The sequence below is a fragment of the Marinicauda algicola genome (genome assembly GCF_017161425.1).
Classification (GTDB): Bacteria; Pseudomonadota; Alphaproteobacteria; order Caulobacterales; family Maricaulaceae; genus Marinicauda; species Marinicauda algicola.
Genome location: NZ_CP071057.1, coordinates 801,079 through 824,258, shown reverse-complemented (window position 1 = coordinate 824,258; position 23,180 = coordinate 801,079). Strand labels below are relative to the sequence as shown.

22 protein-coding genes are annotated in these 23,180 nt (G+C 68.5%); 12 read left to right on the top strand and 10 right to left on the bottom strand.

Features of this window, described 5'->3' with window-relative positions; all coding sequences use genetic code 11:
• Nucleotides 1-7: 7 nt before the first annotated feature.
• Nucleotides 8-1,078, top strand: a complete 1,071-nt coding sequence (locus JW792_RS04065) for an acyltransferase family protein (RefSeq protein WP_158291655.1) — start codon at nucleotides 8-10, stop codon at nucleotides 1,076-1,078.
• Between the two features lie 4 nt (nucleotides 1,079-1,082).
• On the opposite strand, the gene JW792_RS04060 is transcribed toward JW792_RS04065, so the two are convergent.
• From JW792_RS04060 to rpmF, 4 genes are all read right to left on the bottom strand, one after another.
• The gene (locus JW792_RS04060) at nucleotides 1,083-1,481 is read right to left on the bottom strand and encodes a VOC family protein (protein ID WP_135997414.1); all 399 of its coding nucleotides are present in this window, start codon (nucleotides 1,479-1,481) and stop codon (nucleotides 1,083-1,085) included.
• A gap of 9 nt (nucleotides 1,482-1,490) precedes the next feature.
• Entirely contained in the window at nucleotides 1,491-2,693 is a 1,203-nt protein-coding gene (locus JW792_RS04055) for a glycine C-acetyltransferase (protein ID WP_135997413.1), read from the bottom strand.
• Nucleotides 2,694-2,780: 87 nt separating this feature from the next.
• Nucleotides 2,781-4,058, bottom strand: coding sequence for a phosphopyruvate hydratase (gene eno / locus JW792_RS04050; RefSeq protein WP_135997412.1), 1,278 nt, complete (start codon nucleotides 4,056-4,058; stop codon nucleotides 2,781-2,783).
• Between the two features lie 124 nt (nucleotides 4,059-4,182).
• Nucleotides 4,183-4,365, bottom strand: coding sequence for a 50S ribosomal protein L32 (gene rpmF, locus JW792_RS04045; protein ID WP_135997411.1), 183 nt, complete (start codon nucleotides 4,363-4,365; stop codon nucleotides 4,183-4,185).
• Nucleotides 4,366-4,555: 190 nt separating this feature from the next.
• Between rpmF and JW792_RS04040 the strand changes: the two genes are divergently transcribed.
• On the top strand, nucleotides 4,556-5,983 hold the full coding sequence (locus tag JW792_RS04040; protein WP_135997410.1) for a M16 family metallopeptidase: 1,428 nt from the start codon (nucleotides 4,556-4,558) through the stop codon (nucleotides 5,981-5,983).
• A gap of 76 nt (nucleotides 5,984-6,059) precedes the next feature.
• Nucleotides 6,060-6,773 (top strand): CPBP family intramembrane glutamic endopeptidase, BDIM_20840 family, encoded by a 714-nt coding sequence (locus JW792_RS04035; protein WP_135997409.1) that lies wholly within the window; start codon nucleotides 6,060-6,062, stop codon nucleotides 6,771-6,773.
• 10 nt (nucleotides 6,774-6,783) lie between these two features.
• Here the strand turns inward: JW792_RS04035 and JW792_RS04030 are convergent, their stop codons facing one another.
• The 4 genes from JW792_RS04030 to tpiA form a co-directional block, all read right to left on the bottom strand.
• A complete protein-coding gene (locus JW792_RS04030; protein ID WP_135997408.1) occupies nucleotides 6,784-8,412 on the bottom strand; it encodes a CTP synthase in 1,629 nt (542 codons plus the stop codon).
• Between the two features lie 95 nt (nucleotides 8,413-8,507).
• Entirely contained in the window at nucleotides 8,508-8,936 is a 429-nt protein-coding gene (gene secG / locus JW792_RS04025; protein ID WP_135997407.1) for a preprotein translocase subunit SecG, read from the bottom strand.
• 47 nt (nucleotides 8,937-8,983) lie between these two features.
• Nucleotides 8,984-9,985 (bottom strand): response regulator, encoded by a 1,002-nt coding sequence (locus tag JW792_RS04020; protein ID WP_135997406.1) that lies wholly within the window; start codon nucleotides 9,983-9,985, stop codon nucleotides 8,984-8,986.
• 68 nt (nucleotides 9,986-10,053) lie between these two features.
• Entirely contained in the window at nucleotides 10,054-10,785 is a 732-nt protein-coding gene (tpiA, locus tag JW792_RS04015) for a triose-phosphate isomerase (protein ID WP_241095054.1), read from the bottom strand.
• Between the two features lie 178 nt (nucleotides 10,786-10,963).
• Between tpiA and JW792_RS04010 the strand changes: the two genes are divergently transcribed.
• From JW792_RS04010 to JW792_RS03995, 4 genes are read left to right on the top strand one after another with little or no spacing between them, the layout of a single operon-like run.
• The gene (locus JW792_RS04010; protein ID WP_158291654.1) at nucleotides 10,964-12,856 is read left to right on the top strand and encodes a SurA N-terminal domain-containing protein; all 1,893 of its coding nucleotides are present in this window, start codon (nucleotides 10,964-10,966) and stop codon (nucleotides 12,854-12,856) included.
• 5 nt (nucleotides 12,857-12,861) lie between these two features.
• On the top strand, nucleotides 12,862-14,373 hold the full coding sequence (gene trpE, locus JW792_RS04005) for an anthranilate synthase component I (RefSeq protein WP_135997403.1): 1,512 nt from the start codon (nucleotides 12,862-12,864) through the stop codon (nucleotides 14,371-14,373).
• A gap of 58 nt (nucleotides 14,374-14,431) precedes the next feature.
• A complete protein-coding gene (locus JW792_RS04000; RefSeq protein WP_135997402.1) occupies nucleotides 14,432-14,764 on the top strand; it encodes an ArsR/SmtB family transcription factor in 333 nt (110 codons plus the stop codon).
• A complete protein-coding gene (locus JW792_RS03995) occupies nucleotides 14,761-15,288 on the top strand; it encodes an SRPBCC family protein (protein ID WP_135997401.1) in 528 nt (175 codons plus the stop codon). The genes JW792_RS04000 and JW792_RS03995 overlap by 4 nt, the downstream gene beginning before the upstream one ends.
• On the opposite strand, the gene JW792_RS03990 is transcribed toward JW792_RS03995, so the two are convergent.
• On the bottom strand, nucleotides 15,285-16,193 hold the full coding sequence (locus tag JW792_RS03990) for a divergent polysaccharide deacetylase family protein (RefSeq protein ID WP_135997400.1): 909 nt from the start codon (nucleotides 16,191-16,193) through the stop codon (nucleotides 15,285-15,287). The two genes, JW792_RS03995 and JW792_RS03990, sit on opposite strands and share 4 nt — an antisense overlap.
• Before the next feature lie 90 nt (nucleotides 16,194-16,283).
• On the opposite strand from JW792_RS03990, the gene JW792_RS03985 reads away from it, so the two are divergent.
• The 4 genes from JW792_RS03985 (at nucleotide 16,284) to lexA (ending at nucleotide 19,455) form a co-directional block, all read left to right on the top strand.
• Entirely contained in the window at nucleotides 16,284-16,871 is a 588-nt protein-coding gene (locus JW792_RS03985; protein WP_135997399.1) for an anthranilate synthase component II, read from the top strand.
• Entirely contained in the window at nucleotides 16,868-17,893 is a 1,026-nt protein-coding gene (trpD, locus tag JW792_RS03980; protein WP_135997398.1) for an anthranilate phosphoribosyltransferase, read from the top strand. Before JW792_RS03985 ends, trpD begins: the two co-directional genes overlap by 4 nt.
• On the top strand, nucleotides 17,890-18,678 hold the full coding sequence (gene trpC / locus JW792_RS03975) for an indole-3-glycerol phosphate synthase TrpC (protein WP_135997397.1): 789 nt from the start codon (nucleotides 17,890-17,892) through the stop codon (nucleotides 18,676-18,678). The genes trpD and trpC overlap by 4 nt, the downstream gene beginning before the upstream one ends.
• A 96-nt stretch (nucleotides 18,679-18,774) precedes the next feature.
• Nucleotides 18,775-19,455 carry a transcriptional repressor LexA gene (lexA, locus tag JW792_RS03970; protein ID WP_135997396.1) on the top strand — a complete coding sequence of 227 codons (681 nt, stop codon included), beginning with the start codon at nucleotides 18,775-18,777 and terminating at the stop codon, nucleotides 19,453-19,455.
• Here the strand turns inward: lexA and JW792_RS03965 are convergent.
• A complete protein-coding gene (locus tag JW792_RS03965) occupies nucleotides 19,452-21,617 on the bottom strand; it encodes a ComEC/Rec2 family competence protein (protein WP_135997395.1) in 2,166 nt (721 codons plus the stop codon). The two genes, lexA and JW792_RS03965, sit on opposite strands and share 4 nt — an antisense overlap.
• Before the next feature lie 59 nt (nucleotides 21,618-21,676).
• On the opposite strand from JW792_RS03965, the gene gltX reads away from it, so the two are divergent.
• A complete protein-coding gene (gltX, locus tag JW792_RS03960) occupies nucleotides 21,677-23,116 on the top strand; it encodes a glutamate--tRNA ligase (RefSeq protein WP_135997394.1) in 1,440 nt (479 codons plus the stop codon).
• Nucleotides 23,117-23,180: the final 64 nt, after the last annotated feature.

Here is a 23,180-nt window from a genome sequence, read left to right as displayed (position 1 = left end):
AGCGCCCGTGACGCAAGACCGACAGCCCGGCTTCATCGCGCACCTGCACGCATTCCGGGGCGTGGCGATCGTCAATATCGTGGCGGTCCACGCCGGCTCGCTCGCCGTCTATGACTTCGGCGGCGGGACGGCAGGCGATCCGGCCCTCAGGGCCATCGCGGCGCTCAACGAGGCGCTGTTTCACGATTCCACGCTCTATTTCGCGCTGATCTCCGGCCTGCTGTTCTCCGCGGTCCTGAAGGATCGTGGCTGGGCGCGCTTCTTCGAGGGCAAGCTGAAATACGTGCTCGCGCCCTACGCGGTGATGAGCCTGGTCTTCACGCTCTTCCACTGGCACTGGTCGCAGGACTTCGAGGTGTTCGGCGAGGGCCCCCTCGCCTTCGTGCAAGCCGGTGCGCGCCACATCCTGCTCGGCACGGCAATGGGCCAGTTCTGGTACATCCCGGTCCTCGCGGTGCTGTTCGCGCTGACGCCCCTGGTGAGCGCGCTGCTGTCGCGCTCGTGGGGGATCTGGGCGGTCGGCGCGCTCGGGCTCGCCCCGCTGCTCGTCACGCGCACGGGGGCGGAGCTGTCGGTCCAGAACGCGGTCTACTTCCTCGGGGCCTATGCCGGCGGGATGGCGCTCGGGCGCGATTACGCGACCGTGTCGGCCGGGATGTCGCGCATCTGGCCGCTCCTCGCGCTCCTTGCCGGCGTGACCAGCGCGCTCCTGGTCTGGATGGTCTGGAACGGGACCGGACTGGCGGGCCCGGTGCGCCTGCAGGAGAGCGTGTTCTATCTCCAGAAGGCGGCGCTCGCCGGGCTGTTCCTCGCCGGGCTGAAGGCCATCGAGCCGCGGGTTCCACGCGTCCTCGACACGCTCGCCGGGCACGCCTTCGCGATCTACTTCCTGCACCTCTTCGTGCTCTACGCGATCGGCCATGTCGCGCGGCTCGTCATCGACCCCCCGCTCGGTCCCCTCGCCGCGATCGCCCTGATGGCCGGCCTGCTCGCCGGCTCGCTCGCGATCTGCGTCGCGATCAGCGCAGGCGCGCGGGCGGTGCTGGGAAAGCGCGCGCGGATGATTCTCGGCTCGTGAGCGCTCAGGCTGTGAGCGCGGTCGCCTCGTCGACGAAGCACAGCGTGTTGCCGAACGGGTCCATGGCGTAGAAGCAACGCTCGCCCCAGGGCCGGGTCTCGATGCGCCCGAGCACGCCGACGCCGGGCAGGTCCATCTTGGGAAAGTCGAGCCCGGCCTTAGCGCAGCGCTCGCGCATCGCCTCGAGATCGGCGACGGCGAAATAGACCGGTTCGCTCGCCACGTCGGCCGGCGCGGTGTCCCCGTCCGCGATCGCGTCATAGAGCGCGAGCGTCACCCCGCCGGCGTCGAAATAGTGCCGGCCGGGCGAGACGCGGCTGCCATCCTGCCCGAAAAGTTCGCCGTAAAGCCTTGCGGCCTTTTCGATATCCTCGACGGGCAGGATGATTCGGAAGAGCTTCATGCGAGAAGGTTAGATCACCCCGAGACGCTTCCCAACCTTGGTGAAGGCCTCCACCGCCCGGTCGATCTGTTCGGGCGTGTGGGCGGCGCTCATCTGCGTGCGGATGCGGGCCTGGCCCTTGGGGACGACCGGATAGAAGAAGCCGATCACGTAGACGCCCTCATCCATCAGCGCGTTCGCCATCTTCTGGCTGAGCGCGGCATCGCCGAGCATGACGGGAATGATCGGGTGCTCGCCGGGCAGGAGCTCGAAACCGGCCTCGCTCATGCCCTTGCGGAAGCGCTTGGCGTTGTCGAAGAGCTGGGCCCTGAGATCGTCACCGCGCGCGACCATGTCGAGCGCGGTGAGGCTCGCCCCGACGATCGAGGGGGCCAGCGAGTTGGAGAACAGATAGGGCCGCGAGCGCTGGCGCAGGAGGTCGACGACCTCCTTCTTCGCCGCGGTGAATCCGCCCATCGCCCCGCCGAGCGCCTTGCCGAGCGTGCCGGTGATGATGTCGACCTTGTCCATCACCCCGCAATGCTCCGGCGTACCACGCCCCTTCGCGCCCATGAAGCCGTGCGCGTGGCAGTCGTCGACCATCACCAGCGCCTCGTACTTCGCGGCGAGATCGGTGATCTCCTTCAGCCTGGCGATATAGCCGTCCATGGAGAACACGCCGTCGGTAGCGATCATGATGGTGCGCGCGCCGTCGGCCCTGGCCTCCTTCAGCTTGGCCTCGAGATCGTCCATGTCGGAATTCGCGTAGCGATAGCGCTTGGCCTTGCACAACCGGATCCCGTCGATGATGGAGGCGTGGTTGAGCGCATCGGAGACGATGGCGTCTTCCGGGCCCAGAAGGGGCTCGAACAGGCCGCCATTGGCGTCGAAGGCCGCCGCATAGAGGATCGCATCCTCCTTCTGGGTGAAGCTCGCGAGCTTGGCTTCCAGGTCGCGGTGGATTTCCTGCGTGCCGCAGATGAAGCGCACCGAGGCCATGCCGAAGCCGTAGCGGTCGAGCGCCGCTTTCGAGGCCTCGATCAGCTCGGGCCGGTTGGCAAGGCCCAAATAGTTGTTGGCGCACAGGTTAATGACATGGTCGGCGCGGCCCTCGCGCTCGACGTCGATCTCGGAGAATTGCTGCGAGGTGATGACGCGCTCGCGTTTGTAGAGGCCGTCGGCCTCGATCTCCTCGAGCGTCTCCTTCAGGCGGTCGTAGAAGCTCTGGGCCATGTCGGTCTTCCTGTCGGCAAAACGAATACGGGGCCGTGAGATACCCTCTCACGGCCCCGCGGGCAATTTCGCTCCTGTAGCGGCGGTCTAGCCTGCCGCGATCGCGCGGCGGCCCGCATAGAGCGCCGTGGAACCGAGTTCGGCCTCGATGCGCAGGAGCTGGTTGTACTTCGCGGTCCGGTCGGAACGGGCCAGCGAGCCTGTCTTGATCTGCCCGCAATTGGTCGCCACGGCGAGGTCGGCGATGGTGGCGTCTTCGGTCTCGCCCGAGCGATGGCTCATCACCGCGCCATAGCCGGCGCGCAGGGCCATCTCGACGGCATCCAGCGTCTCCGACAGCGTGCCGATCTGGTTGACCTTGACGAGGATGGCATTGGCCGCGCCCTCCTCTATGCCGCGCGACAGGCGCTTCGGATTCGTGACGAAGAGATCGTCGCCGACCAGCTGGCATTCCCCGTCGAGCGCCTCGGTCAGGCTCACCCAGCCCGCCCAGTCGTCCTCGGCCATGCCGTCCTCGATGGAGAGGATCGGGTAGTCGGCGACGAGCTTTTTCAGATAGTCGGCGAAGCCGTCCGAGTCATAGCTCGTTCCCGCGCCATCGAGCACGTACTTGCCGTTCCTGAAGAACTCGGTGGAGGCCACGTCGAGGGCGAGCGCGACCTCCTCGCCCGGCGTGTAGCCGGCATCCTCGACCGCCTTCAGGATGGCGTCGAGCGCGGCCTCCGGGCTCTTCAGGTCCGGCGCGAACCCGCCCTCGTCCCCGACATTGGTGTTGTGGCCGTCCGCCTTCAGGCGCTTCCTCAGCGCGTGGAAGATCTCCGCGCCGCAGCGCAGGCCCTCGGAGAAGCTCTCCAGGCCGACCGGCATGATCATGAATTCCTGGAAGTCGATCGGATTGTCCGCGTGCGCGCCGCCATTGATGATGTTCATCATCGGGGTGGGAAGGATTCGCGCATTCACGCCGCCGAGATAGCGATAGAGCGGCAGGTTCACCGCGGCCGCCGCAGCCTTGGCCACGGCCATGGACACGCCGAGCATGGCGTTCGCGCCCAGGCGCGACTTGTTGTCCGTGCCGTCGAGCCCGATCAGCACCTCGTCGATATGGCGCTGCTCCTCCGCGTCGAAACCGGCGATCGCGTCGAAGATCTCGCCCTCGACGGCCGCGACGGCCTCTTTCACGCCCTTGCCGTTGTAGCGCGCATCGCCATCGCGCTTCTCGACGGCCTCGTGGGCCCCCGTCGAGGCGCCCGAGGGCACCGCCGCACGGCCCATGGAGCCGTCCTCCAGCGTGACATCGACCTCGACGGTCGGATTGCCGCGGCTGTCGAGGATTTCACGGGCGATGATGTCGACGATGGCGGTCATGGGGGACGGCTCCTGTTCGCGGGGAGGATTTGGCGCGCTTCATAGACGAGGCCGGTCAATGCGAAAAGCCCCGCGCGGCGTTCCGCACGGGGCTCCTCGAATTCGACCGTAACCGGAAAGAGGATCAGTCCTCTTTCGGCTCCAGGATCTGCTTGCCGCGATACATGCCGCTCTTCAGATCGACATGGTGCGGACGGCGCAGCTCGCCGGAGTCCTTGTCCTCGACATAGGCCGGGGCCGACAGGGCGTCGTGGGCCCGGCGCATGCCGCGCTTGGACGGGGTGGTTTTTCTCTTAGGGACCGCCATCGGGCCTCTCCAACGTCTGAAGTCATTTGAGTCCGGGATTGCCCCGGCGGACAACCGCCCGGCAATATGAGCGAGCGCGTATACTAGGCTCGGACGATTTGCGCAACAGGCCAGACACAGGGCGCGCCTGCATCCGCCGGGAGCCCTGCGCGCATCCTTGCCGGTGCCACGCGAAGCTGGGGAGAGTTCGATGAGGTTTCAACTGTGCGCCGCCCTGACGGCGCTGGGTCTGGCAGCGGCGCTGCCGCCCGCGTTCGCCGCGGCCGGCGACGATCCGCTGATCACCGGTCCGATCCGCAGCTTCACCGCGCCGCAGGGCTTCCAGGTCGTCATCGCCCGCGCCGAAGCCCCGGAGGGGATCGAACCGCGCATCCTCGCCGGGCTCTATACCCGCCATGGCCAGGCGACCGAAGCCATTCCGGGCCTTGCGCACTTTTCCGAGCACGTCTTCGCCAACGCCCGCGCCTCGATACGCGACTGGTCCTATCCGGAGGGGTCCGATTCGCTGGATAGCAATGCGCAGGCGCGATCCGACTACGTCTCGGCATGGCTGACCATCAACAAGCCGGACGGCACCGACGCCTCCGGACTCGCGCTCGCCCTCTCCTACAGCGCCAAGCTCTGGGGCTTCGCCGTACCCGAGGAACTCGTCGAGACACAGCGCCAGAGAATCCTCGACGAGCTCGAACGCACGGGCGCCTACGGCCAGTACCGCGCACAATATGCGCTGGAGCACGCCTTCTACGGCAACCGCCCCGAGATCGAGGCGGAAAGCGCGCTCGCCGGGACCCTCTCCCGGCAGACGATCGAAGCCTATCAGGCGATCGTCTACCGGCCGGAGAACGTCACGCTCGTCGTGGCCGGCGATCTCGACCCGGCGGCGATGGAGGGCGCCTTGCTCGCGGCCTTCGCGACACGCGGGCCCCTGCCGCAGCGGGAGCCCCTGCAGCCTGAGGGCCTCCTGCGCGCCGACGCGATCGTGGAGGACGCGGGCCCGGTCATTCGCCGCTTCGACACGCTCGAAGGCGACTGGGTCGCGGCAGGGTTTGCCGCGCCGGCTTCCTCTGATCCAGATTTCGCCGCGCTTCTGGTGCTCGACCAGTATCTGCTGGGCGGGCGCGGGCCGTTCGAGACGTTGTGGCAGGTCTCGCGAGCTCCCCTCTCCCCGCTCGGCCGGGCCCTGGCCGGGCGCGCTTCGGTCACCGCACTCTCCGATGCAAGGGGTTACGGCGCGGCGATCCCGCCGCTCGCCGAGCGCGCTCCGGCCTATTTCACGATCCTGTTCGGCGGGCCGGAGCTCGATCCGGCCGCGGCGCCGTCACTCCTGCAGTCCGCTCTCGCGGATGTGCGCACCGGGATGAGCGACGACGCCATTCTCGAGGCGCGCGACCAGCTGCTCGACTTCTACCGCCGTTGGCTCAACGCCGCGAATCTTCGCCCGCTCGGGGACCATCTCGCCGGCCTGAGCTTCCAGGATCCTTCCGCGCCGGAACGCCTGATGATGCTGCATTCCGAACTCGCCGCCGTCACGCCGGACGCGGTACGCGCGGCGATGGACCGCTATCTCTTGGAAGGCGCGTGGCGCTACGGAATCGTGGACGGCCAGACTGCGCCATAGCGCTGACGAACGCGGATTTCGCGAAGACAGCGAGGAAATTTCGGTGATAGAACTTGCGCCGATAGCGGGGGCGCAAATGCAAGAATTCATTCTCATGCTCGGCCAGATCGGGGCGGTCGCCGTGCTGGGCGCGATCGGCGCCCTGACCTTCCGCAAGAGCTTCCGCCTGTCCTGGTTTCTCGTCGCGCTCGGCCTTTACGCGCTCTACGATCTCCTGCTCACGCGCTTTTTCTTCACCCTGCCGAACTTTCCCCCGGCCGCGGACTGGAACTGGCTGGGCAAGGTCATGGCCATCGCCGCGATGCTCGCGATCGCGGCTCTGCCCGCGTTCGGGTTTCGCCGCTGCGGGCTCACGCTGAAGCAGGAGCGCGGCTGGCCGATGGCCCTTGCGGTCCTGGCCCTGTTCTGCGCCCTGTTCTTCTACTGGGCCTGGAGCGATGGCGAAGGACCGGCCAACGCCGAGACCATAGCCTTCCAGTGGACCATGCCCGGCCTCGACGAGGAGATATTCTACCGCGGCGTGCTCCTGCTCGCGATGAACGAGGCGTTCAGGGCAAGACTGCCCGTGCTGGGCGCTCCGATCGGCTATGGCGGGGTGCTCACCTCGGTCCTGTTCGGACTTGCCCATGGCCTGAGCTACGAGGACGGGGCGTTTGCCTTCGATGCGATGATCTTCGCGATGACGGGCGTGCCGTCGCTCGTCCTGCTCTGGCTGCGGGAGAAGACCGGGAGTGTCGTCATGCCGATCATCGCGCACAATGTCGCCAACGGCGCATTCACGGTGCTCTGAATAGGCAGCCCTAGACCAGCCGGCTCTGCTCCACTGCCGCGCCGATGAAGCTCTTGAACAGCGGGTGCGGCTCGAAGGGGCGCGACTTGTATTCGGGGTGGAACTGCACGCCGATGAACCAGGGATGGTCTGCGTATTCCACGATTTCGGGGAGCACGCCGTCCGGGGACATGCCGGAGAAGACGAGCCCGGCCGCCTCGAGCTGCCCGCGATAGTCGATATTGACCTCGTAGCGGTGGCGGTGACGCTCGGAGATCTGCTCCGCGCCATAGATCTCGCGCACCCGCGTGCCCTCTTTCAGCACCGCCGGATAGGCCCCGAGGCGCATCGTGCCGCCGAGATCGCCCTCGGCGGTGCGGCGCTGAAGCTCGTTGCCCTTCAGCCATTCCGTCAGCAGGCCCACCAGCGGCACGCCCTTGGCGGAGAACTCCGAGCTCGTGGCCTGCTTGATGCCGGCGAGATTTCGCGCCGCTTCGAGCACGGCCATCTGCATGCCGTAGCAGATGCCGAAATAGGGAATCTTGCGCTCGCGCGCGAAGCGCGCAGCGGCGATCTTGCCTTCCGCCCCGCGCTCGCCGAAGCCGCCAGGCACCAGGATGCCGTGCACGTCCTCGAGCGGGGAGAAGGCATCCGCCTTCTCGAACTGCTCGGAATCCAGCCAGCGCAGCTTGACCTTTACGCCGTTCGCGATGCCGCCATGGAGAAGCGCCTCGATCAGGGATTTGTAGGCGTCGATCAGCACAGTGTACTTGCCCACGATCGCGATCGTCACCTCCCCGTCGGGGGCGTGGACGACACGGCTGATCTCCTGCCAGCGCGACAGGTCCGGCTCGGGTGCGTCGGTCAGGCCGAAACGCTCCAGCACCACCTTGTCGAAGCCCTGGGCGTGATATTCCAGCGGCACGTCGTAGAGCGAAGCCGCGTCGCGGCCCTCGATGACGGCATTCTCCGGCACGTTGCAGAACAGGGCGATCTTGCGCTTGTCGCCCGGATCGATCGGAATCTCGCAGCGGCACAGCAGGATGTCGGGCTGGATGCCGATCGAGCGCAGCTCCTTGACCGAGTGCTGGGTAGGCTTGGTCTTCATCTCCCCGGCCGCCTTGATGAAAGGCAGCAAGGTAACGTGGATGAAGATCGCATTGTCGCGGCCGAGTTCCTGGCCGAGCTGGCGAATCGCCTCGAAGAAGGGCAGCCCTTCGATATCGCCGACCGTGCCGCCGATCTCGCACAGGACGAAATCGACGTCTCCGGCATCGGACAGGACGAAATTCTTGATCGCGTCGGTGACGTGGGGGATCACCTGAACGGTCGCGCCGAGATAGTCGCCCCGCCGCTCGCGCTCGATGATGCTGGAATAGATGCGCCCGGTGGTAATGTTGTCGCTCTGCGCGGCATTCACGCCGGTGAATCGCTCGTAATGGCCGAGATCGAGATCGGTCTCCGCCCCGTCGTCGGTGACGAAGACCTCGCCGTGCTGATACGGGCTCATCGTGCCCGGGTCCACGTTGAGATACGGGTCGAGCTTCCTCAGGCGGACCTTGTATCCGCGCGCCTGAAGGAGCGCTCCGAGGGCGGCTGAGGCGAGGCCTTTTCCAAGCGAGGAGACCACGCCGCCGGTGATGAAGATATATCGCGGCATGGGCACTCGGCTTAGCGCAGAATCAACGAGGGCGGAAGCGGCTAGCGTACTGGCCGCGGCAGAATTCGGCGGATTTTCGCAGGTGGCCGGGCCCTCTAGCGGCCCGGAACCTCTGGTGAGTCAGGCTCTTCGGCCGGTTCTTCCGACGGGACAGCGGGAGTGTCCTCCTCGGTCGGCGCCTCGCCGTCGGGCACGGCGGGCAACTCGCCGCCCTCCTGGGTGAAGGCATCGCCGAAAAGGCCCTCGATCGTGTCGGAGCCCTCCTCGATCTGCTCCTCGTCGAAGACCGAGCGGCCGGTCGCATCCACGCCGGAGACGATCGCCAGGAAGATCGAGTTGATCACGAAGACGGCGCCGAGGATCATGGTGGTGCGCGTCAGGAGGTTCGCCGCCCCGCGCCCGCTCATCATCCCGCCGGGCCCGCCCCCGATGCCGAGCGCCCCGCCTTCGGAGCGCTGCATGAGAATGACGGCCACGAGGGCCGCGGCCACCAGGAGGTGCACGATAAGGAGAACTGTGGTCATGGCGCTCGCTTCACGCGTTGAAATGCGCCGGGCCGAGGGGCCGGCGTCTAACTCGCCGCGCGTTTTAGCTCAGCGTCGCCCTCTGCGCCACCACCGTTCTGCTGTTGCGCCTTCATCCGTTTCCGGAGCGCTTCGACGGTGCGCTCGATCTCGTCGCCCGCACCCGGGATTCCCGAATCGCCATCGCCGCCGGCGTAGGCCGCATAGGCGCCCATGGCGAGCTCCTTGGCGAGCCCGAGATTGGAGCTGGTGAATCCGTCCGGCGTCTTGAGCGATTCAACGACCTCGGTAAGCGCCTGGGCGACCCGGCCCGCCTCGCGGGCCTTCGCCCGGCTCAGGCGCATGCGCAGCTCCTTCGCCGAGCGCTCGAGGTCGCCGATGTCCAGCTGCGGTTCGCGATTGGCTTGCTTCTCGCGCACCGCCACCTCCATGCCCACCACGATGCGCATGCACAGCCGGCGCAGGCGCTCGTGCTCGACGGTCTGCTGGGCCTCGCGAATCCAGGCCGCGGCCCGGTTCATCTCGTCCTCGTCCCCCTCCACGGCCGCCTTCAGCGTGTTGGGCGCCTCGATCGGCTTGACGCTGCCGCTGTCCCGGTTCGAGTCGCGACGCCGGTCGGGGCCGATATAGTCGCTCGTCACGATGAACGGCTTCCTCGCCTTGACCAGGGTACGGATGCGTTCCTCGGCGAAGGCGGTGGAAAAGGGACGGATGATGACGTCGTCCGCGCCACACCCGATCGCCTGCTTCAACACACCCCCGTCGCGTGCCCAGCAGGTCAGGAGAATGGCGAGAAACGGATTCGTGGCGACCTCGCCCGAGCGGATCGCACGGACCAGGCGAAAGACCTCGGCCTCGTTCTGCGCCGTCTCGACGATCAGCAGGTGACACGGTTTCTCGTCCAGGCGGCGGCGCAGTTCGGCCAGCGAGCCGATGCTCTCGATGTCGCGGAAGCCGAGTTCGTGCAGCGCGTAGCGCGTGGTGCGCAGATTGACGTGCACGGGATCGAACACGACCGCCGTCGCCCGCTTGTAGTCAAGTCCTGCCATGAAGCTTCGCCCCGGGCTGCTCGTTCGAACTCAGCCCCGAAGTCTCCATGCGATTGATGAAAATCGAATTACCATACAGCGTTAACGATACGTGCGAAGCCTTCCGGATCGAGGCTCGCCCCGCCCACCAGGGCCCCGTCGATTTCCGCCCGGGACAGGAAGTCCCCGGCATTCTCCGGTTTGACCGAGCCGCCATAAAGGATGCGCAACATCGCGCCTTCACCCGGAAAGACCTTGCGGATCGCCCGGTGCATTGCCTCGGCATCCTCGGGGCTCGGCGTGCGCCCGGTTCCGATGGCCCAGACCGGTTCGTAGGCAATCACCACGCCCTGCGCTCCTGCCGCCTCCGGCAGGCTCGCCCCGAGCTGGTTGGTCACGACCGCAATGGCTTCGCCGGCCTCGCGCTGCTCCAGCGTCTCGCCGACGCACACGATCGGGACAAGACCGGCCTCGAGGGCTGCGGCGGCCTTGGCACGCACATGCACGTCGCGTTCATCATGGCCGGCGCGGCGTTCGGAATGGCCGACGATGACGTAGCGCGCGCCCGTATCCGCGATCATCCGCGCCGAGATGTCACCGGTATACGCACCCTCCTGCGCCGCCGCGCAGTCCTGCCCGCCGGTCGCGATGCCGACATCCCTGCACGCCTTCGTGAAGGCGGCGAGAAGCGTCGCAGGCGGGCACACCAGAATGTCGCGGTCATGCGCCTCGCCGAGCGCCTCGCGGAACGCGTCGATCCACGACAGGTCGTCCGAAAGACCGTGCATCTTCCAGTTTGCGGCGATCAGCTTGCGGCGCACGGCCCCTCTCCTCCGGTCGGCTGGGTCTTCCGGCAGCGATAGCAGCGCCGACCGGGCGGGGCAACGCGCGGCACCGCCGGGCGCAGCGCCCGCTTGCTGGCCCCGGCGCTCCCCGCTAGGTTCGCGCGCAACTGAAATCGTCTTGCCCGGGGAGGCGCCGAAACCGGCGCCGCACGTCATGCTCGCAGCCATCCGTTCGCTCGCCCGCTCGCCTGTGGCGGTCCTGATCATCATCGTGCCGCTCCTGGCCGCGTTCGCCCTGTTCGGGGTCACCGACGTGTTCCGTGTCGGCTCCACTGCGGCCGTCACCGTCGGCGGCGAGCAGATCAGCGCACGCGAGCTCGCCTCCACATGGACCCGCCAGTTGCGGCAGATACAGCAGCAAAGTCCCGGCTTCACCGCCGAGCAGGCGGAGGAGATCGGCCTGCCGGAGCAGGTCCTCAATCAGCTCATCGCGGAAACAGCGGTCGACGCGAAGGCGAACGCCCTGGGTCTCGCCGTGCCGAGCGAAGAGGTGCGCGAGGCGATCAGCGCCATCGAGGCCTTCAACAATCCGTTTACCGGGCGCTTCGACCGGCAGGCCTATTCGCAGGCGCTGTCGAACGCCGGCTTCACCGAGGCCGAGTTCGAGGCAAGCGTTCGCGAGGATCTGGTGCGCAGGCAGCTCGTCATGCCGCTCCTCTCCGGCATCGCTGCGCCCGAGGTGATGGGTGAGGCCCGACGTGCGTTCACCAACGAGCGGCGTACGATCGAAGCGCTGTTCCTGTCGCCGAGCCTGGCCGGAGACGTTCCCGAACCGACCACCGAGGAGCTGTCCGCCTTCATCACGGAGAACGAGCGCTTCTTCCAGCGACCGGAGCTGCGCCGCTTCACCCTGGTGCGCACCGCGCCCGACCTGGTCCTGCACGACGTCGAGGTGCCCGAAGAGGATCTGCGCCAGCTCTACGAGGTGCGGCTGGAGAACGGAGAGCTTGCCGAGCCCGCGACGCGCTCGCTGCGCCACTGGGCGGCTCCCGATCAGGCGACCGCAGAAGCCGCGGCAGCGCGCCTGAACGAGGGCGCCGCGCCGCCAGCGGTCGCGGACGAGTTCGGCCTCGGCGAGCCCGTCGATCTCGACGACGTCCAGGGCTACGAGATTCCCGACAGCGCGATCGCCGATGCCGCTTTCGGCCTTGCCCGGGGCGAGGCCGCGGCGATCGAGGCGCGCCTGGGCTGGCGCGTGGTCTATGTCGACGCCGCATCGGACCCGGTTGCGCCGAGCTTCGATGAGGCACGTGACGCCCTGTTCGAGGATCTCGCTGCAGATCGAGCCGAGGAAGTGGTGCTCGACAAGCTCGCCGTGTTCGAGGAGCAGCGCGCCGCGGGCCTTACCTTGAGCGAGGCCGCCGCCGAAGCCGGAATACCGGTCGAGCGTTTCGATTTCGTCGCGCAGTCCGGCGCGAGCGCTCAGGGGTTCGCGGTTCAGGGGCTGGCCGACGAAGCTGAGATCCTCACCGCCGTCTTCGAACTGCCCGAGGGCTTCGACAGCGACCTGACATCCTATGGCGATGGGGGGTATTTCGTGGTCCGCGTCGACGCGATCGAGCCCGCGCACCTGCCCGAAGTGGAGGACGTGCGCGACGAGGCCGAGACCTTCTGGCGCTTCCGCCAGGTCGACGATCGTCTCCATGAACAGGTCGAGGCCGCCATGGCGCGCGTCGCCGCCGGCGAGAGCCTCAACGCCATCGCCGATGAACTCGGCGCCGGCGCGCGTGTCGAGGTCGCGACCCTCCTGCGCACCGAGACGGCCGGGCCCTTCAGTCAGCAGATGGTCCAGCAAGCCTTTGGCATGGGACAGGGCGAGCCATTCGAGACCCGTGCCGGTGACCAGCGCACGCAGGCGATCGCCGTGGTGACCGAGATCATCCCGCCCGCCGAGGGGCCGGTGCCGCCGGAGACGCTGCAGGGCGTGCGCGAGGGGCTGGAAGCCGATCTCTCGCAGCTCGTCCAGAGCGGGCTGCTGAACGAGTACGAGATCCGGCGCAACCCGGACATCATCGACCAGGCGCTCGGCCGGTCGGCGCCGCAATAGAGTCCATGTCCGCGTTCACGCCCGACCTGGCGACCGCGCGATCGCTGCTGGAAAGCGGCAAGCCGGTCCTGCTCACCGCGCGCCGGGTCGACGATCTGGAGACGCCGGTCTCGGCCTATCTCAAGCTCGCCGGTGCCGGGGCCGGGACGAACTCCTTCCTGCTAGAGAGCGTCGAGGGCGGAGCCTATCGCGGCCGCTATTCCGCGATCGGGCTCGATCCCGACCTGATCTGGCGCTGCCGCGAGGGAGAGGCCGAGATTGCGCGCGCGCCGGCCCCCGGCCAGCTGCCCTATCGGTTCGCACCGGCGGGCGAGCCGCCGCTGGAATCCCTCAAGCGCCTCATCGCCGAATCCGCCCTCGACATGCCGAGCGGGCTCGCCCCGCTCTCGGCCGGGCTGTTCGGCTATCTCGGCTACGACATGGTGCGCCAGGTCGAGACGCTGCCCAGCCTTGCCGCTCCCGATCCCCTCGGCACGCCCGAGGCGGTGCTGGTACGCCCCCGGGTGATGGTGGTGTTCGATGCCCTCGCGCAGGAAATCCTCGCCGCGGCGCCGGTGCGCCCGCGCGAGGACCTGTCGGCGAAGGACGCGGTGGAGGCCGCCGCCCGCCGCATCGAGGCGGTATTCGACCGGCTCGATGCCCCCGCCCCCGGGCACCGCCAGTCGGCACCGTCCGGGCACGTCGCGGAACCGGAGTCCAATACCACGCCGGAGGACTTCCATGCCCGGGTCCAGGCGGCGCGCGACTATATCCGCGCCGGCGACATCTTCCAGGTCGTCCCGAGCCAGCGCTTCTCCGCGCCCTTCGCCCTGCCCCCGTTCGCGCTCTACCGCTCGCTGAGGCGGACCAACCCCTCGCCCTTCCTCTATTATTTCGACTTCGGCGGCTTCCAGATCGTCGGCTCGAGCCCGGAAATCCTCGTGCGGGTGCGCGACGGCAAGGTAACGGTCCGCCCCATCGCCGGCACCCGGCCGCGCGGTTCGACGCCCGACAGCGATGCGCGCTACGAGGCCGATCTCAGGGCCGATCCCAAGGAACGCGCCGAACACCTCATGCTCCTCGATTTGGGCCGAAACGATGTCGGCCGCGTCGCCGCGCCGGGCACGGTGAAGGTGACCGAACGCGAGATCATCGAGCGCTACAGCCACGTCATGCACCTCGTCTCCAACGTCGAGGGCCGGCTCGCACAGGGCGAGGACGCGGTCTCCGCCCTGTTCGCCGGCTTCCCCGCGGGCACGGTCTCGGGCGCGCCGAAGGTGCGCGCGATGGAGATCATCGACGAGCTCGAACCCCATCGCCGCGGCATCTATGCCGGCGCGGTGGGTTATTTCGGAGCCGGCGGCGGGCTCGACACCTGCATCGCGCTGCGCACGGCGATCGTGAAGGACGGGCGCATGCACGTTCAGGCCGGCGGCGGCGTGGTCCTTGATTCCGATCCCGAGGCCGAGCGCATGGAATCGGTCAACAAGGCCCGCGCCCTCTTCCGCGCCGCCGCAGAAGCCTGGCGCTTCGCCTGAGTCCCCTCGTTCAACTATTCGGTTGACTGTTCGATCGCGCCCTCTTACCTTCAACCACATGGTTGAAGTTACCGTACCACTCGATCGCGTATTCCACGCCCTCGCCGATCCCTCGCGGCGCGCCATGCTGGCCGCGCTCGAAACCGGGGAGCACAGTATCGGCGAGCTCGCCGCCCCGCTCGACATGAGCTTTGCCGGGGCGTCCAAGCACGTCCAGGTTCTGGAGAAGGCGGGGCTCGTGGCGCGCACGGTGCGCGGGCGCACCCACGCCATCCGGCTGGAACCCGAACCGCTGAGACGCGCTAGCGAGTGGTTGCGCCGGTACGAGAAATTCTGGAGCGGCCGGCTCGATGCCCTCGAGGCGGCTTTGCGTGAGGAGGACGAGACATGAGCGAGTACGGCAAGCGGGTCGAACCGCGCACCATAAGGTTCGAACGGCTCCTGCCCGGACCGATCGACCGGGTCTGGGGCTTTCTCACCGAGCCGGGAAAACGCGAGACCTGGCTCGCCGGCGGTCTGGTCGAGCACCGCGAGGGCGGCACGATCGAGATGATCTTCCGCAACAGCCGGCTCTCCGCGGCGAGCGAGGACGTCCCCGAACGCTTCAAGGAATTCGAGGGCATGCGCTTCAGCGGCGAGGTCACGCGCTACGAGCCGCCGCACGCCTTCGCACACACCTGGGACGGGACCGAGGTCACCTTCGAGCTGACCGAGACCTATGACGAGCGCGTGAAGCTCGTGCTGACCCAGACCGGAATCACCGACAGCGAGGAAAGGCTCGGCATCCTCGCCGGCTGGCACACCCATCTCGACATCCTCAGATCCCGCCTGGAGGACGCCGAGCCGGACTCCTTCTGGACGCTGCACGAGCGCTACGAGGCGGCCTATTGCGAGCGCGAGGCCGGTGTGTCCTAGGAACGCGCCGCCGGCCGGAGGCGCGCGGCGAGCGCGCCTGCCGTGACGAGCTCGATCCCGGCGGCATCGGCCCGGGCCGAGAGCGTTTCGAGCGCATCGAGCGTGGTCGCGTGCGGATGACCGATCGCGACCGCGAAACCGCGCTCCGCGGCGAGATCGAGAGCCTCCTCCAGCGCAGCCGCGACCGCCGCGGGCGCGGCGTCGTGATCGAGGAAGACGTCGCGGCGCAGGGCCGTCAGGCCGGCCGCCCGCGCACGCGCCCCGGCGACGCTGTCCGGGCTGGTGAGGGAATCCACGAAGACGAGTCCGCGGCCGGAAAGGGAGGCGAACAGCCGGTCCATCGCCTGGGCATCGGCGGTCAGCCGGCTTCCCATGTGATTGTTGAACCCGCTCGCACCGGGCACGCGCGAGAGCGCCCATTCGGCGCGTACGCTCAGGTCCTGTCCGCTGTGATGGCCCGTCAGGGCGAGCGGGCCCGGATCGTCGAGGCCGACCGGCTCCATCGGCAGGTGCAGGAAAACCTCCTTGCCCGCCCTGCGCGCCGCGGCGGCGACTTCCGGAGCCTCGGCCGCGTAGGGCAGGATCGACACCGTCAGCGGCATCTCCAGCGCCAGCAAACGCTCGGCCGCCGCCGTGTCGAGGCCGACATCGTCGATGATCACCGCCAGCATGGGCCGGGCCGCAATCGCGGCCTCCGCTGACGCAGTGGCGGAAGTTTCCTCGTCAACGCCCTGCGACCGCGGGTGTATCTGCAGTTCGCTCACGATCTGTCCGGGTTCGGTGGCGCTGCGCGTCACGGGCTCTCCGCCCTGCGCGCCGGCGCGGAAGGCGAGTCCGGTCGCCACGATCAGTCCGGCGGCGAGCGCAGCGCCGAGATGGGGTGCGGAAGCAGCGGAGCGCATCATGGCGACTGCATAGCGTGAGTCGGCCTTCTTGGCGCGGCCTGCCGCCTCGCCTAACTTCGCCCTTCGCGCGTGAGAGGGTCCGGCCAAGCCATGCTCCTGCTGATCGACAATTACGACAGCTTCACCTTCAACCTGGTTCACTATTTCCAGGAACTGGGAAGCGAGGTGCGCGTGGTCCGCAATGACGCGCTCAGCGTTAACGAAGCCTTGGCGATGACGCCCGCGGCCGTGGTGATCAGCCCCGGCCCCTGCGATCCCGACCGCGCGGGGATCTGTCTCGACCTCATCGCGCAGGCACCCGAGGAGCTGCCCATTCTGGGCGTCTGCCTGGGACACCAGGCGATCGGCCAGGCTTTCGGCGGGAAGGTGGTGCAGGCCAAATCGATCATGCACGGCAAGACCAGTCCCATCGAGCATGACGGCACGAGCGTCTTCAAGGGCCTGGCCAATCCGTTCACGGCCACGCGGTATCATTCGCTGGCCGTCGATCTGCCCGAAGGCACGCCGCTGAAGGTCACGGCGCGTACCGCGGACGGGGAGATCATGGGACTGGCTCACGCGAGCCGCCCCATCCACGGCGTGCAGTTCCATCCCGAGAGCATAGCCTCCGACAGCGGACACCAGCTGCTCGCCAACTTCCTCAAGATCGCCGGGCTGCCGGTCAAGCAGCCGGCATGAGTGCGCTTTCGCCCTCGATACAGGCTCTCGCGAAAGGGCGCATGCCGGAAACCGGCGAGCTTCGCGCCGCCTTCGACGCCCTGATGGAAGGCGAAGCCGACCCGGTCGAGGTCGGCGGCTTCCTCGTCGGGCTGGCCGCGGTCGGCGAGACGCCCGAGGCGCTCGTGGTCGGCGCGCGCGCCATGCGGGCACGCATGACGCCGGTCCAGGCGCCTGCGGACGCCATCGACACCTGCGGCACGGGCGGAGACGCGCGCGGGACCTGGAACATCTCCACCGCGGCGGCCCTGGTCGCGGCAGGCGCCGGCGCGACGGTCGCCAAGCACGGCAACAAGGCAGCCTCCTCCAGATCCGGCTCGGCGGAAATCCTCGAGGCGCTCGGCGTCAATCTCTTCGCGCCCGTGGCCAAGGTGGAGAAGGCCCTGCAGGAGGCCCGTGTCGGCTTTCTCTTCGCCCAGGCCCATCACGGCGCGGTGCGCCATGTCGGACCCGCCCGGCGGATCCTCGGCGTGCGCACGATCTTCAACCTGCTGGGTCCGCTCTCCAATCCGGCAGGGGCGAAACGCCAGCTGCTCGGCGTGTTCGATGCGCGCTGGCTGGAGCCTATGGCGCAGGCGCTGAAGGACCTCGGAGCGGAGCGCGCCTGGGTCGTCCACGGCAGCGACGGGCTCGACGAGCTGACCACGACGGGCGAGAGCCGCGTGGCCGAGCTCACGCCGGATGGCGGGATTCGCAGTTTCACCGTGACACCGGAGGACGCGGGCCTGAAGCGCGCGAGCCTCGACGATCTCAAGGGCGGCGATCCGCAGTTCAATGCCCTTGCGCTCGAGGCCCTGCTCGACGGTGCGCCGGGCGCGTATCGCGATATCGTGCTGTTCAACGCCGCCGCCGCGCTGATTCTTGCCGGCAAGGCCGACACGCTGAAGGAAGGCGCCGAGCGCGGGGCCGCGGCGATCGACGGGGGCCAAGCGAGGCGGGCCCTGTTCCGCCTGGTCGAAATCACCAACGAGGGTCAGCCATGAGCGACGTGCTCGCCCGCATCGAGGCCTACAAGCGCGAAGACGTGAAGGCGCGCGAAGCCGCCCTGCCCTATGGCGAGCTGGAAAGGGCCGCCGCCGCCGCCCCGGCCGTGCGCGGGTTTCTCGATGCCCTGGTGACGGGGTCGCAGGCAGGACGGCCCGCCCTCATCGCCGAGATCAAGAAGGCGAGCCCGTCCAAGGGTCTCATCCGCGCCGATTTCGATCCGCCGGCGCTGGCGAAAGCCTATGAGGCGGGCGGCGCGGCCTGCCTCTCGGTGCTGACCGACGCGCCGAGCTTCCAGGGCGATGACAGCTATCTTCGCGCGGCCCGGGCCGCCACCTCGCTTCCCGTCCTGCGCAAGGATTTCATGTACACGCGCTGGCAGGTCGCCGAATCGCGGGCGCTGGGCGCCGACTGCATCCTCGTCATCCTCGCCGCGGTGGACGACGAGACCGCGCGTGCCCTCCTTGATGAAGCGGCCCGCTGGGGCATGGACGCGCTCGTCGAGGTCCATGACCGGGCCGAGATGGAGCGCGCGCTCGATCTCGAAGCCGCGCTGATCGGTGTCAACAACCGCAACCTGCGCACCTTCGAGACCCGTCTCGAAACCTTCGAATCGCTGGCGCCCATGGTTCCCGCGGAGCGCCTGCTCGTCGCCGAGAGCGGCCTGTTCACACCGGCCGATGTCGCGCGGGTCGCCGAGGCGGGTGCACGCGCCCTGCTCGTCGGGGAAAGCCTTATGAGGCAGGACGATGTGGAGTCCGCCACCCGCGCCCTGCTCGCCTGAACCGCGGTTTTCGTCCGGCTGCGCTTGACCTCGCGGCGGAACAGGCATAGAACATCCCCTACAGTTTCCGGTTTTGTTCCTCACGCGGAGGCGGCCATGCTCACCAAGAAGCAGCACGAGCTCCTGCTCTTCATCCACAAGCGTCTCAGCGAGGATGGCGTCTCGCCCTCCTTCGACGAGATGAAGGACGCGCTCAATCTCGCCTCCAAGTCCGGCGTCCACCGGCTCGTCAGCGCGCTGGAGGAGCGCGGCTTCATCCGCCGCCTGCCCCATCGCGCCCGCGCCCTCGAAGTGCTCAAGCTGCCCGATTCCGCCGCGCCGAAGGTGCCGGCGGCCGGGGGCGGCAATGTCGTGCAGGCCGATTTCGGCGCGCGCGGCGAGCGCGGTCCGGAAACGGTGGAGATCCCGGTGCTCGGCCGCATCGCGGCCGGCGTGCCGATCGAGGCGATCCAGCATGAGCAGGACCGTCTGCCCGTGCCGCCCGACATGCTCTCCGGCGGCGAGCATTTCGCGCTCGAGGTCCAGGGCGATTCGATGATCGAGGCCGGCATTCTCGACGGCGATATCGTTGTGATCCGGCGCTGCGACGATGCCGGCACGGGCGATATCGTGGTCGCGCTCGTCGACGATCAGGAAGCCACGCTGAAGCGGCTGCGCAAGAAGGGCGGCTCGATCGCGCTCGAAGCGGCGAACCCGGCCTACGAGACCCGCATCTTCGGCCCCGACCGCGTGCGCGTGCAGGGCCGGCTCGTCGGGCTCATCCGGCGCTATTTCTAACCCTCGGGCGGGACCGTCCAGGGCCGCTCGCCGCGCTCGGTATTGGCGCCGCGCAGGCGCATCACCTCGCCGTCCCGGACCCAGAACTCGGCCGATCCCAGCCTCTCGCGCTCCGGCGCGTCCAGGACGAGCGCGGCGCAGTTGCGCTGCTGGTAGGGCGACACCACACCGTCGAAGACGATGATGTCGGCGCGTTCACAGTCTTCTTCGAGCGCTTGTCCGCTCGCGGTAAAGGCGATGAGAAGCCCGTCCAGCGTCCTTCCGGTGCAGCCGAGCGTGTCGCACGCGAGCTGTGCCCGACCGGGCGCGGAATCCGATTCGCCGACTCGCTGCAGGAAGACCCGGGTGTCGAAGCGGCCGCGGCGCCGGTCGCTGACGCTCCAGCCTCCTTGCGCCGCCGGTTCCGCCACCGCCGGCGCGAAGCGGGCCACGACCGATCCGCTGTCGGTGACCAGCATGGAGGGCGGGCTCGCAAGGCTCCAGGCCGCGAAGCCCGCCATACACAGGCCGAGCCCGTAGAGCCGCGCGAGGCCCCGGCCGATCGTGGCCAGCGCGAATCCGAGCCCGAACAAGGCGATGGCAAGACCCGGCGCGGCGTTCACCCTCATCTCCGAGCCATCCGCGTCCGCCGTGCGGTGCGCGATCTCCAGCACGATCCGCAGGCCCCAGTCCATGGCCCGCAGCAAGGGCGCGTCGAACCCGAAGGGCATCACGGCGAGCGCGGCCACCCCGGCGGGCATGACCCAGAAGGTGAAGACCGGCATGGCCAGGAGATTGGCGAAGAAGCCGTAGGCGGCAAGGCGCTGGAAGTGGAAGGCCGCGAAGGCCCCGGTCGCCGAGCCGGCTATGAGCGAAGTGGCCGCGAGCCCGTAGAACGCGCCGCGCGCCCGGGTGAACCAGGTGCGCTCCGTGATGACCGGCCCGCGCCAGCGCTGCCAGAGATCGAAGCTCGCGATGAGGGCGGCCACGGCCGCGAAACTCATCTGGAACCCGACCTCGATGACGCTCTCGGGCGCGAGCAGCAGGACGGCAAGTGCAGCCAGGGCAAGCGAGCGGATCGAGAAGGCACGCCGGTCGAGCAACACCCCCACCAGCACGACAGCGGTCATGACGAAGGCGCGCTGCGTCGAGACCGAGGCCCCGGAAAGCACGAGATAGCCGGCGGCCGCCAGAAGCGCGACGAGGGCGGCGGGCTTTCGTGGGTCGTGGGCGCGCGCATAGGGCTCGATCGCGGCGAAGGCGAAGCGCGCGGCGAAATAGACCGCGCCGGCGAGCAGCGCCATGTGCAGGCCCGAGATCGCGAGGATATGGCCCAATCCCGACAGGCGCAGCGCCTCGGCGTCCTCCGCGCCCACCCCCGACCGGTCCCCGGTCAGCAACGCTGCGGCGATGCCTCCGGTGTGCGGCCCAGCGACCTCGCGTATGTGCCCGGCCAGATGCCAGCGCCATTTCGTGAAGCCGCGCTCGAACCGGTCGGGCGCCTCCTCCAGCACCAGGCGTTCGGGCCGTGCGATCGCAAAGCCGGTGAAGGCCAGGCCGTCGAACCAGGCGGCGCGGGCCGGATCGTAGCCGCCCGGCGCAGCCGGTCCCGCGGGCCGGTCGAGCACCGCACGCACGCGCACGAGATCGCCCGGTTCGAATTCCCCGAGATCGGCGCGCACGCGCACCCGCTTCGGTGCCTGCGAGGCCCCTTCCAGGCTGATGACCCGCAGCACCAGACGCTCACGCGCGCCGCTGCGCTCGACGCGCTCGATCCAGGCGTCCACCGTGCGCGCCCGGTCGGAGATCTCGATGGCGGGCGGGGCAAGAGAATTGGCCCGGTGCTGGGCCATGCCGGCACCCGCCAGCATCAGGGCCACGAGAACGCAGGAATAGAAGATGCGGGGAAAGGCGCGAAGGAAGAGGCTGCAGACGACAAGGGCGGCCGCGAGCGCGCAGAGGACGGCGGGTGCGCCGTGGGGCGGCTCGGCTGGCAGAGCGAAATAGGCCGCGCTTCCGGCCCCGAGTGCCACCGGCGCCCATAATACGAGCCGGCGCGGATCGGGCGGACCGGCCTCGGTGAACTCGCCCGCCAGGGCGCGCAGGCGCTCGCCATGCCGGCGCATCAGGCCGGCCATCGCCGCCTGAAGCCGCACGCGCCGCACCGTCAAGGAAGGGCCCATTCGTGCTGCCCGCAAAAGAGTTCAGGCGCACACTATCCCTTTTTGGCGCTCGCATGCTAATGAACCGGCTTCCACCGCAGCGCAGCAAGATTTCGCAAGTGCAACAAAGCCAGACCGTCATCACCCGCTTCGCGCCCTCCCCGACCGGCTATCTCCATATCGGAGGGGCCCGCACCGCACTGTTCTGCTCGCTCTTCGCGCGCCATCACGGGGGGCAGTTCAAGCTGCGCATCGAGGATACCGACCGGGCGCGATCCACCGATGCGGCGATCGAGGCGATCATAGATGGGCTGCGATGGCTCGGTCTCGACTGGGATGGCGAGCCGGTTTCGCAGTTCGCACGCGTCGAGCGCCATCGCGAGGCCGTGAACGCGCTTCTTGCCAGGGGCCGGGCCTTCAAGTGCTTCTGCACCCCCGAGGAGGTCGAGGCCCTGCGTGAAGAGGCTTTCAAGGAAGGCCGCGCCCTGCGCTCGCCCTGGCGCGACCGCGACGCCTCGGGCGCACCGGCCGGCGCGGCCTACACCGTCCGCTTCCGCGCGCCCGAGACCGGCGTGACGATCCAGGACGAGGTGCAGGGCGAGGTCCGCTGGGCGGCGAAGGAGTTCGACGATCTCGTTCTGCTGCGCGCCGACGGAACGCCGACCTACAATCTCGCCGTCGTCGTGGACGATCACGACATGGGCGTCACGCACATCATCCGCGGCGACGATCACCTGACGAACGCCGCGCGCCAGTACCAGATCTACGAGGCGCTCGGCTGGGACGTGCCGGTGTTCGCGCACATCCCGCTGATTCACGGGCCCGATGGCAAGAAGCTGTCCAAGCGCCATGGCGCGCTCGGCGTCGAGGCCTATCGCGACATGGGCTATCTGCCCGAGGGCCTGCGCAATTATCTGCTGCGCCTTGGCTGGGCAAAGGGCGACAAGGAGCTGTTCACCGACGAGGAGATGGTGCAGGCCTTCGATCTCGACGGGCTCAACAAGGCGCCCGCCCGGCTGGATTTCGACAAGATGGCGAGCGTCAACGCCTTCCACATGAAGCGCGCCGACGACGACCGCCTCACCGCCCTGCTGTTCGAGCGCCTCGAGGCCCGCGAGGGCCTGCGCACCGACGAGGCGGCACGCGCCTGGGTGCGGGCGGCGATGGGACTGCTGAAGGAGCGCGCGAAAACCCTCGCCGAACTCGAGGAGCAGGTCTATTTTCTGCTTCGCCCCCGGCCGATCGCGCTGGAAGGAAAATCCGCCAAGGCCCTCGACGATGAGGCGCGTGCGCGCCTGTCGCGGCTGCGCGAGGTTCTGGCGCGGCACGGGGACTGGAACGAGCCGGAACTCGGCGCGGCACTCAAGCGCTTCGCCGAGGACGAGGAGGTCGGATTCGGCAAGGTGGGCATGCCGCTTCGCGCCGCGCTCACCGGCGGTGCGCCGGCACCGGACATGAGTTTCGTACTGGCCGTCCTGGGCAAAGAGGAAAGCCTCGCCCGCCTGGACGATCAGGTCTAGACAATCGACGGCGCCGCCCTCACTGATACGGCGCCCATCCCGGCAATCGCGGATTGCCTCGAGA

Bases quoted from the DNA above. Each gene is read 5' to 3' on its own strand.
- JW792_RS04035 (WP_135997409.1), top strand. From the start codon at position 6,060: ATGCAAGAATTCATTCTCATGCTCGGCCAGATCGGGGCGGTCGCCGTG.
- lexA (WP_135997396.1), top strand. From the start codon at position 18,775: ATGCTCACCAAGAAGCAGCACGAGCTCCTGCTCTTCATCCACAAGCGT.
- JW792_RS04055 (WP_135997413.1), bottom strand. From the start codon at position 2,693: ATGGCCCAGAGCTTCTACGACCGCCTGAAGGAGACGCTCGAGGAGATC.
- JW792_RS03985 (WP_135997399.1), top strand. From the start codon at position 16,284: ATGCTCCTGCTGATCGACAATTACGACAGCTTCACCTTCAACCTGGTT.
- trpC (WP_135997397.1), top strand. From the start codon at position 17,890: ATGAGCGACGTGCTCGCCCGCATCGAGGCCTACAAGCGCGAAGACGTG.
- JW792_RS03995 (WP_135997401.1), top strand. From the start codon at position 14,761: ATGAGCGAGTACGGCAAGCGGGTCGAACCGCGCACCATAAGGTTCGAA.
- JW792_RS04030 (WP_135997408.1), bottom strand. From the start codon at position 8,412: ATGCCGCGATATATCTTCATCACCGGCGGCGTGGTCTCCTCGCTTGGA.
- JW792_RS04060 (WP_135997414.1), bottom strand. From the start codon at position 1,481: ATGAAGCTCTTCCGAATCATCCTGCCCGTCGAGGATATCGAAAAGGCC.
- JW792_RS03990 (WP_135997400.1), bottom strand. From the start codon at position 16,193: ATGATGCGCTCCGCTGCTTCCGCACCCCATCTCGGCGCTGCGCTCGCC.
- eno (WP_135997412.1), bottom strand. From the start codon at position 4,058: ATGACCGCCATCGTCGACATCATCGCCCGTGAAATCCTCGACAGCCGC.
- trpD (WP_135997398.1), top strand. From the start codon at position 16,868: ATGAGTGCGCTTTCGCCCTCGATACAGGCTCTCGCGAAAGGGCGCATG.
- gltX (WP_135997394.1), top strand. From the start codon at position 21,677: ATGAACCGGCTTCCACCGCAGCGCAGCAAGATTTCGCAAGTGCAACAA.
- rpmF (WP_135997411.1), bottom strand. From the start codon at position 4,365: ATGGCGGTCCCTAAGAGAAAAACCACCCCGTCCAAGCGCGGCATGCGC.
- JW792_RS03965 (WP_135997395.1), bottom strand. From the start codon at position 21,617: ATGGGCCCTTCCTTGACGGTGCGGCGCGTGCGGCTTCAGGCGGCGATG.
- trpE (WP_135997403.1), top strand. From the start codon at position 12,862: ATGTCCGCGTTCACGCCCGACCTGGCGACCGCGCGATCGCTGCTGGAA.
- JW792_RS04020 (WP_135997406.1), bottom strand. From the start codon at position 9,985: ATGGCAGGACTTGACTACAAGCGGGCGACGGCGGTCGTGTTCGATCCC.
- JW792_RS04040 (WP_135997410.1), top strand. From the start codon at position 4,556: ATGAGGTTTCAACTGTGCGCCGCCCTGACGGCGCTGGGTCTGGCAGCG.
- JW792_RS04000 (WP_135997402.1), top strand. From the start codon at position 14,432: ATGGTTGAAGTTACCGTACCACTCGATCGCGTATTCCACGCCCTCGCC.
- secG (WP_135997407.1), bottom strand. From the start codon at position 8,936: ATGACCACAGTTCTCCTTATCGTGCACCTCCTGGTGGCCGCGGCCCTC.
- JW792_RS04010 (WP_158291654.1), top strand. From the start codon at position 10,964: ATGCTCGCAGCCATCCGTTCGCTCGCCCGCTCGCCTGTGGCGGTCCTG.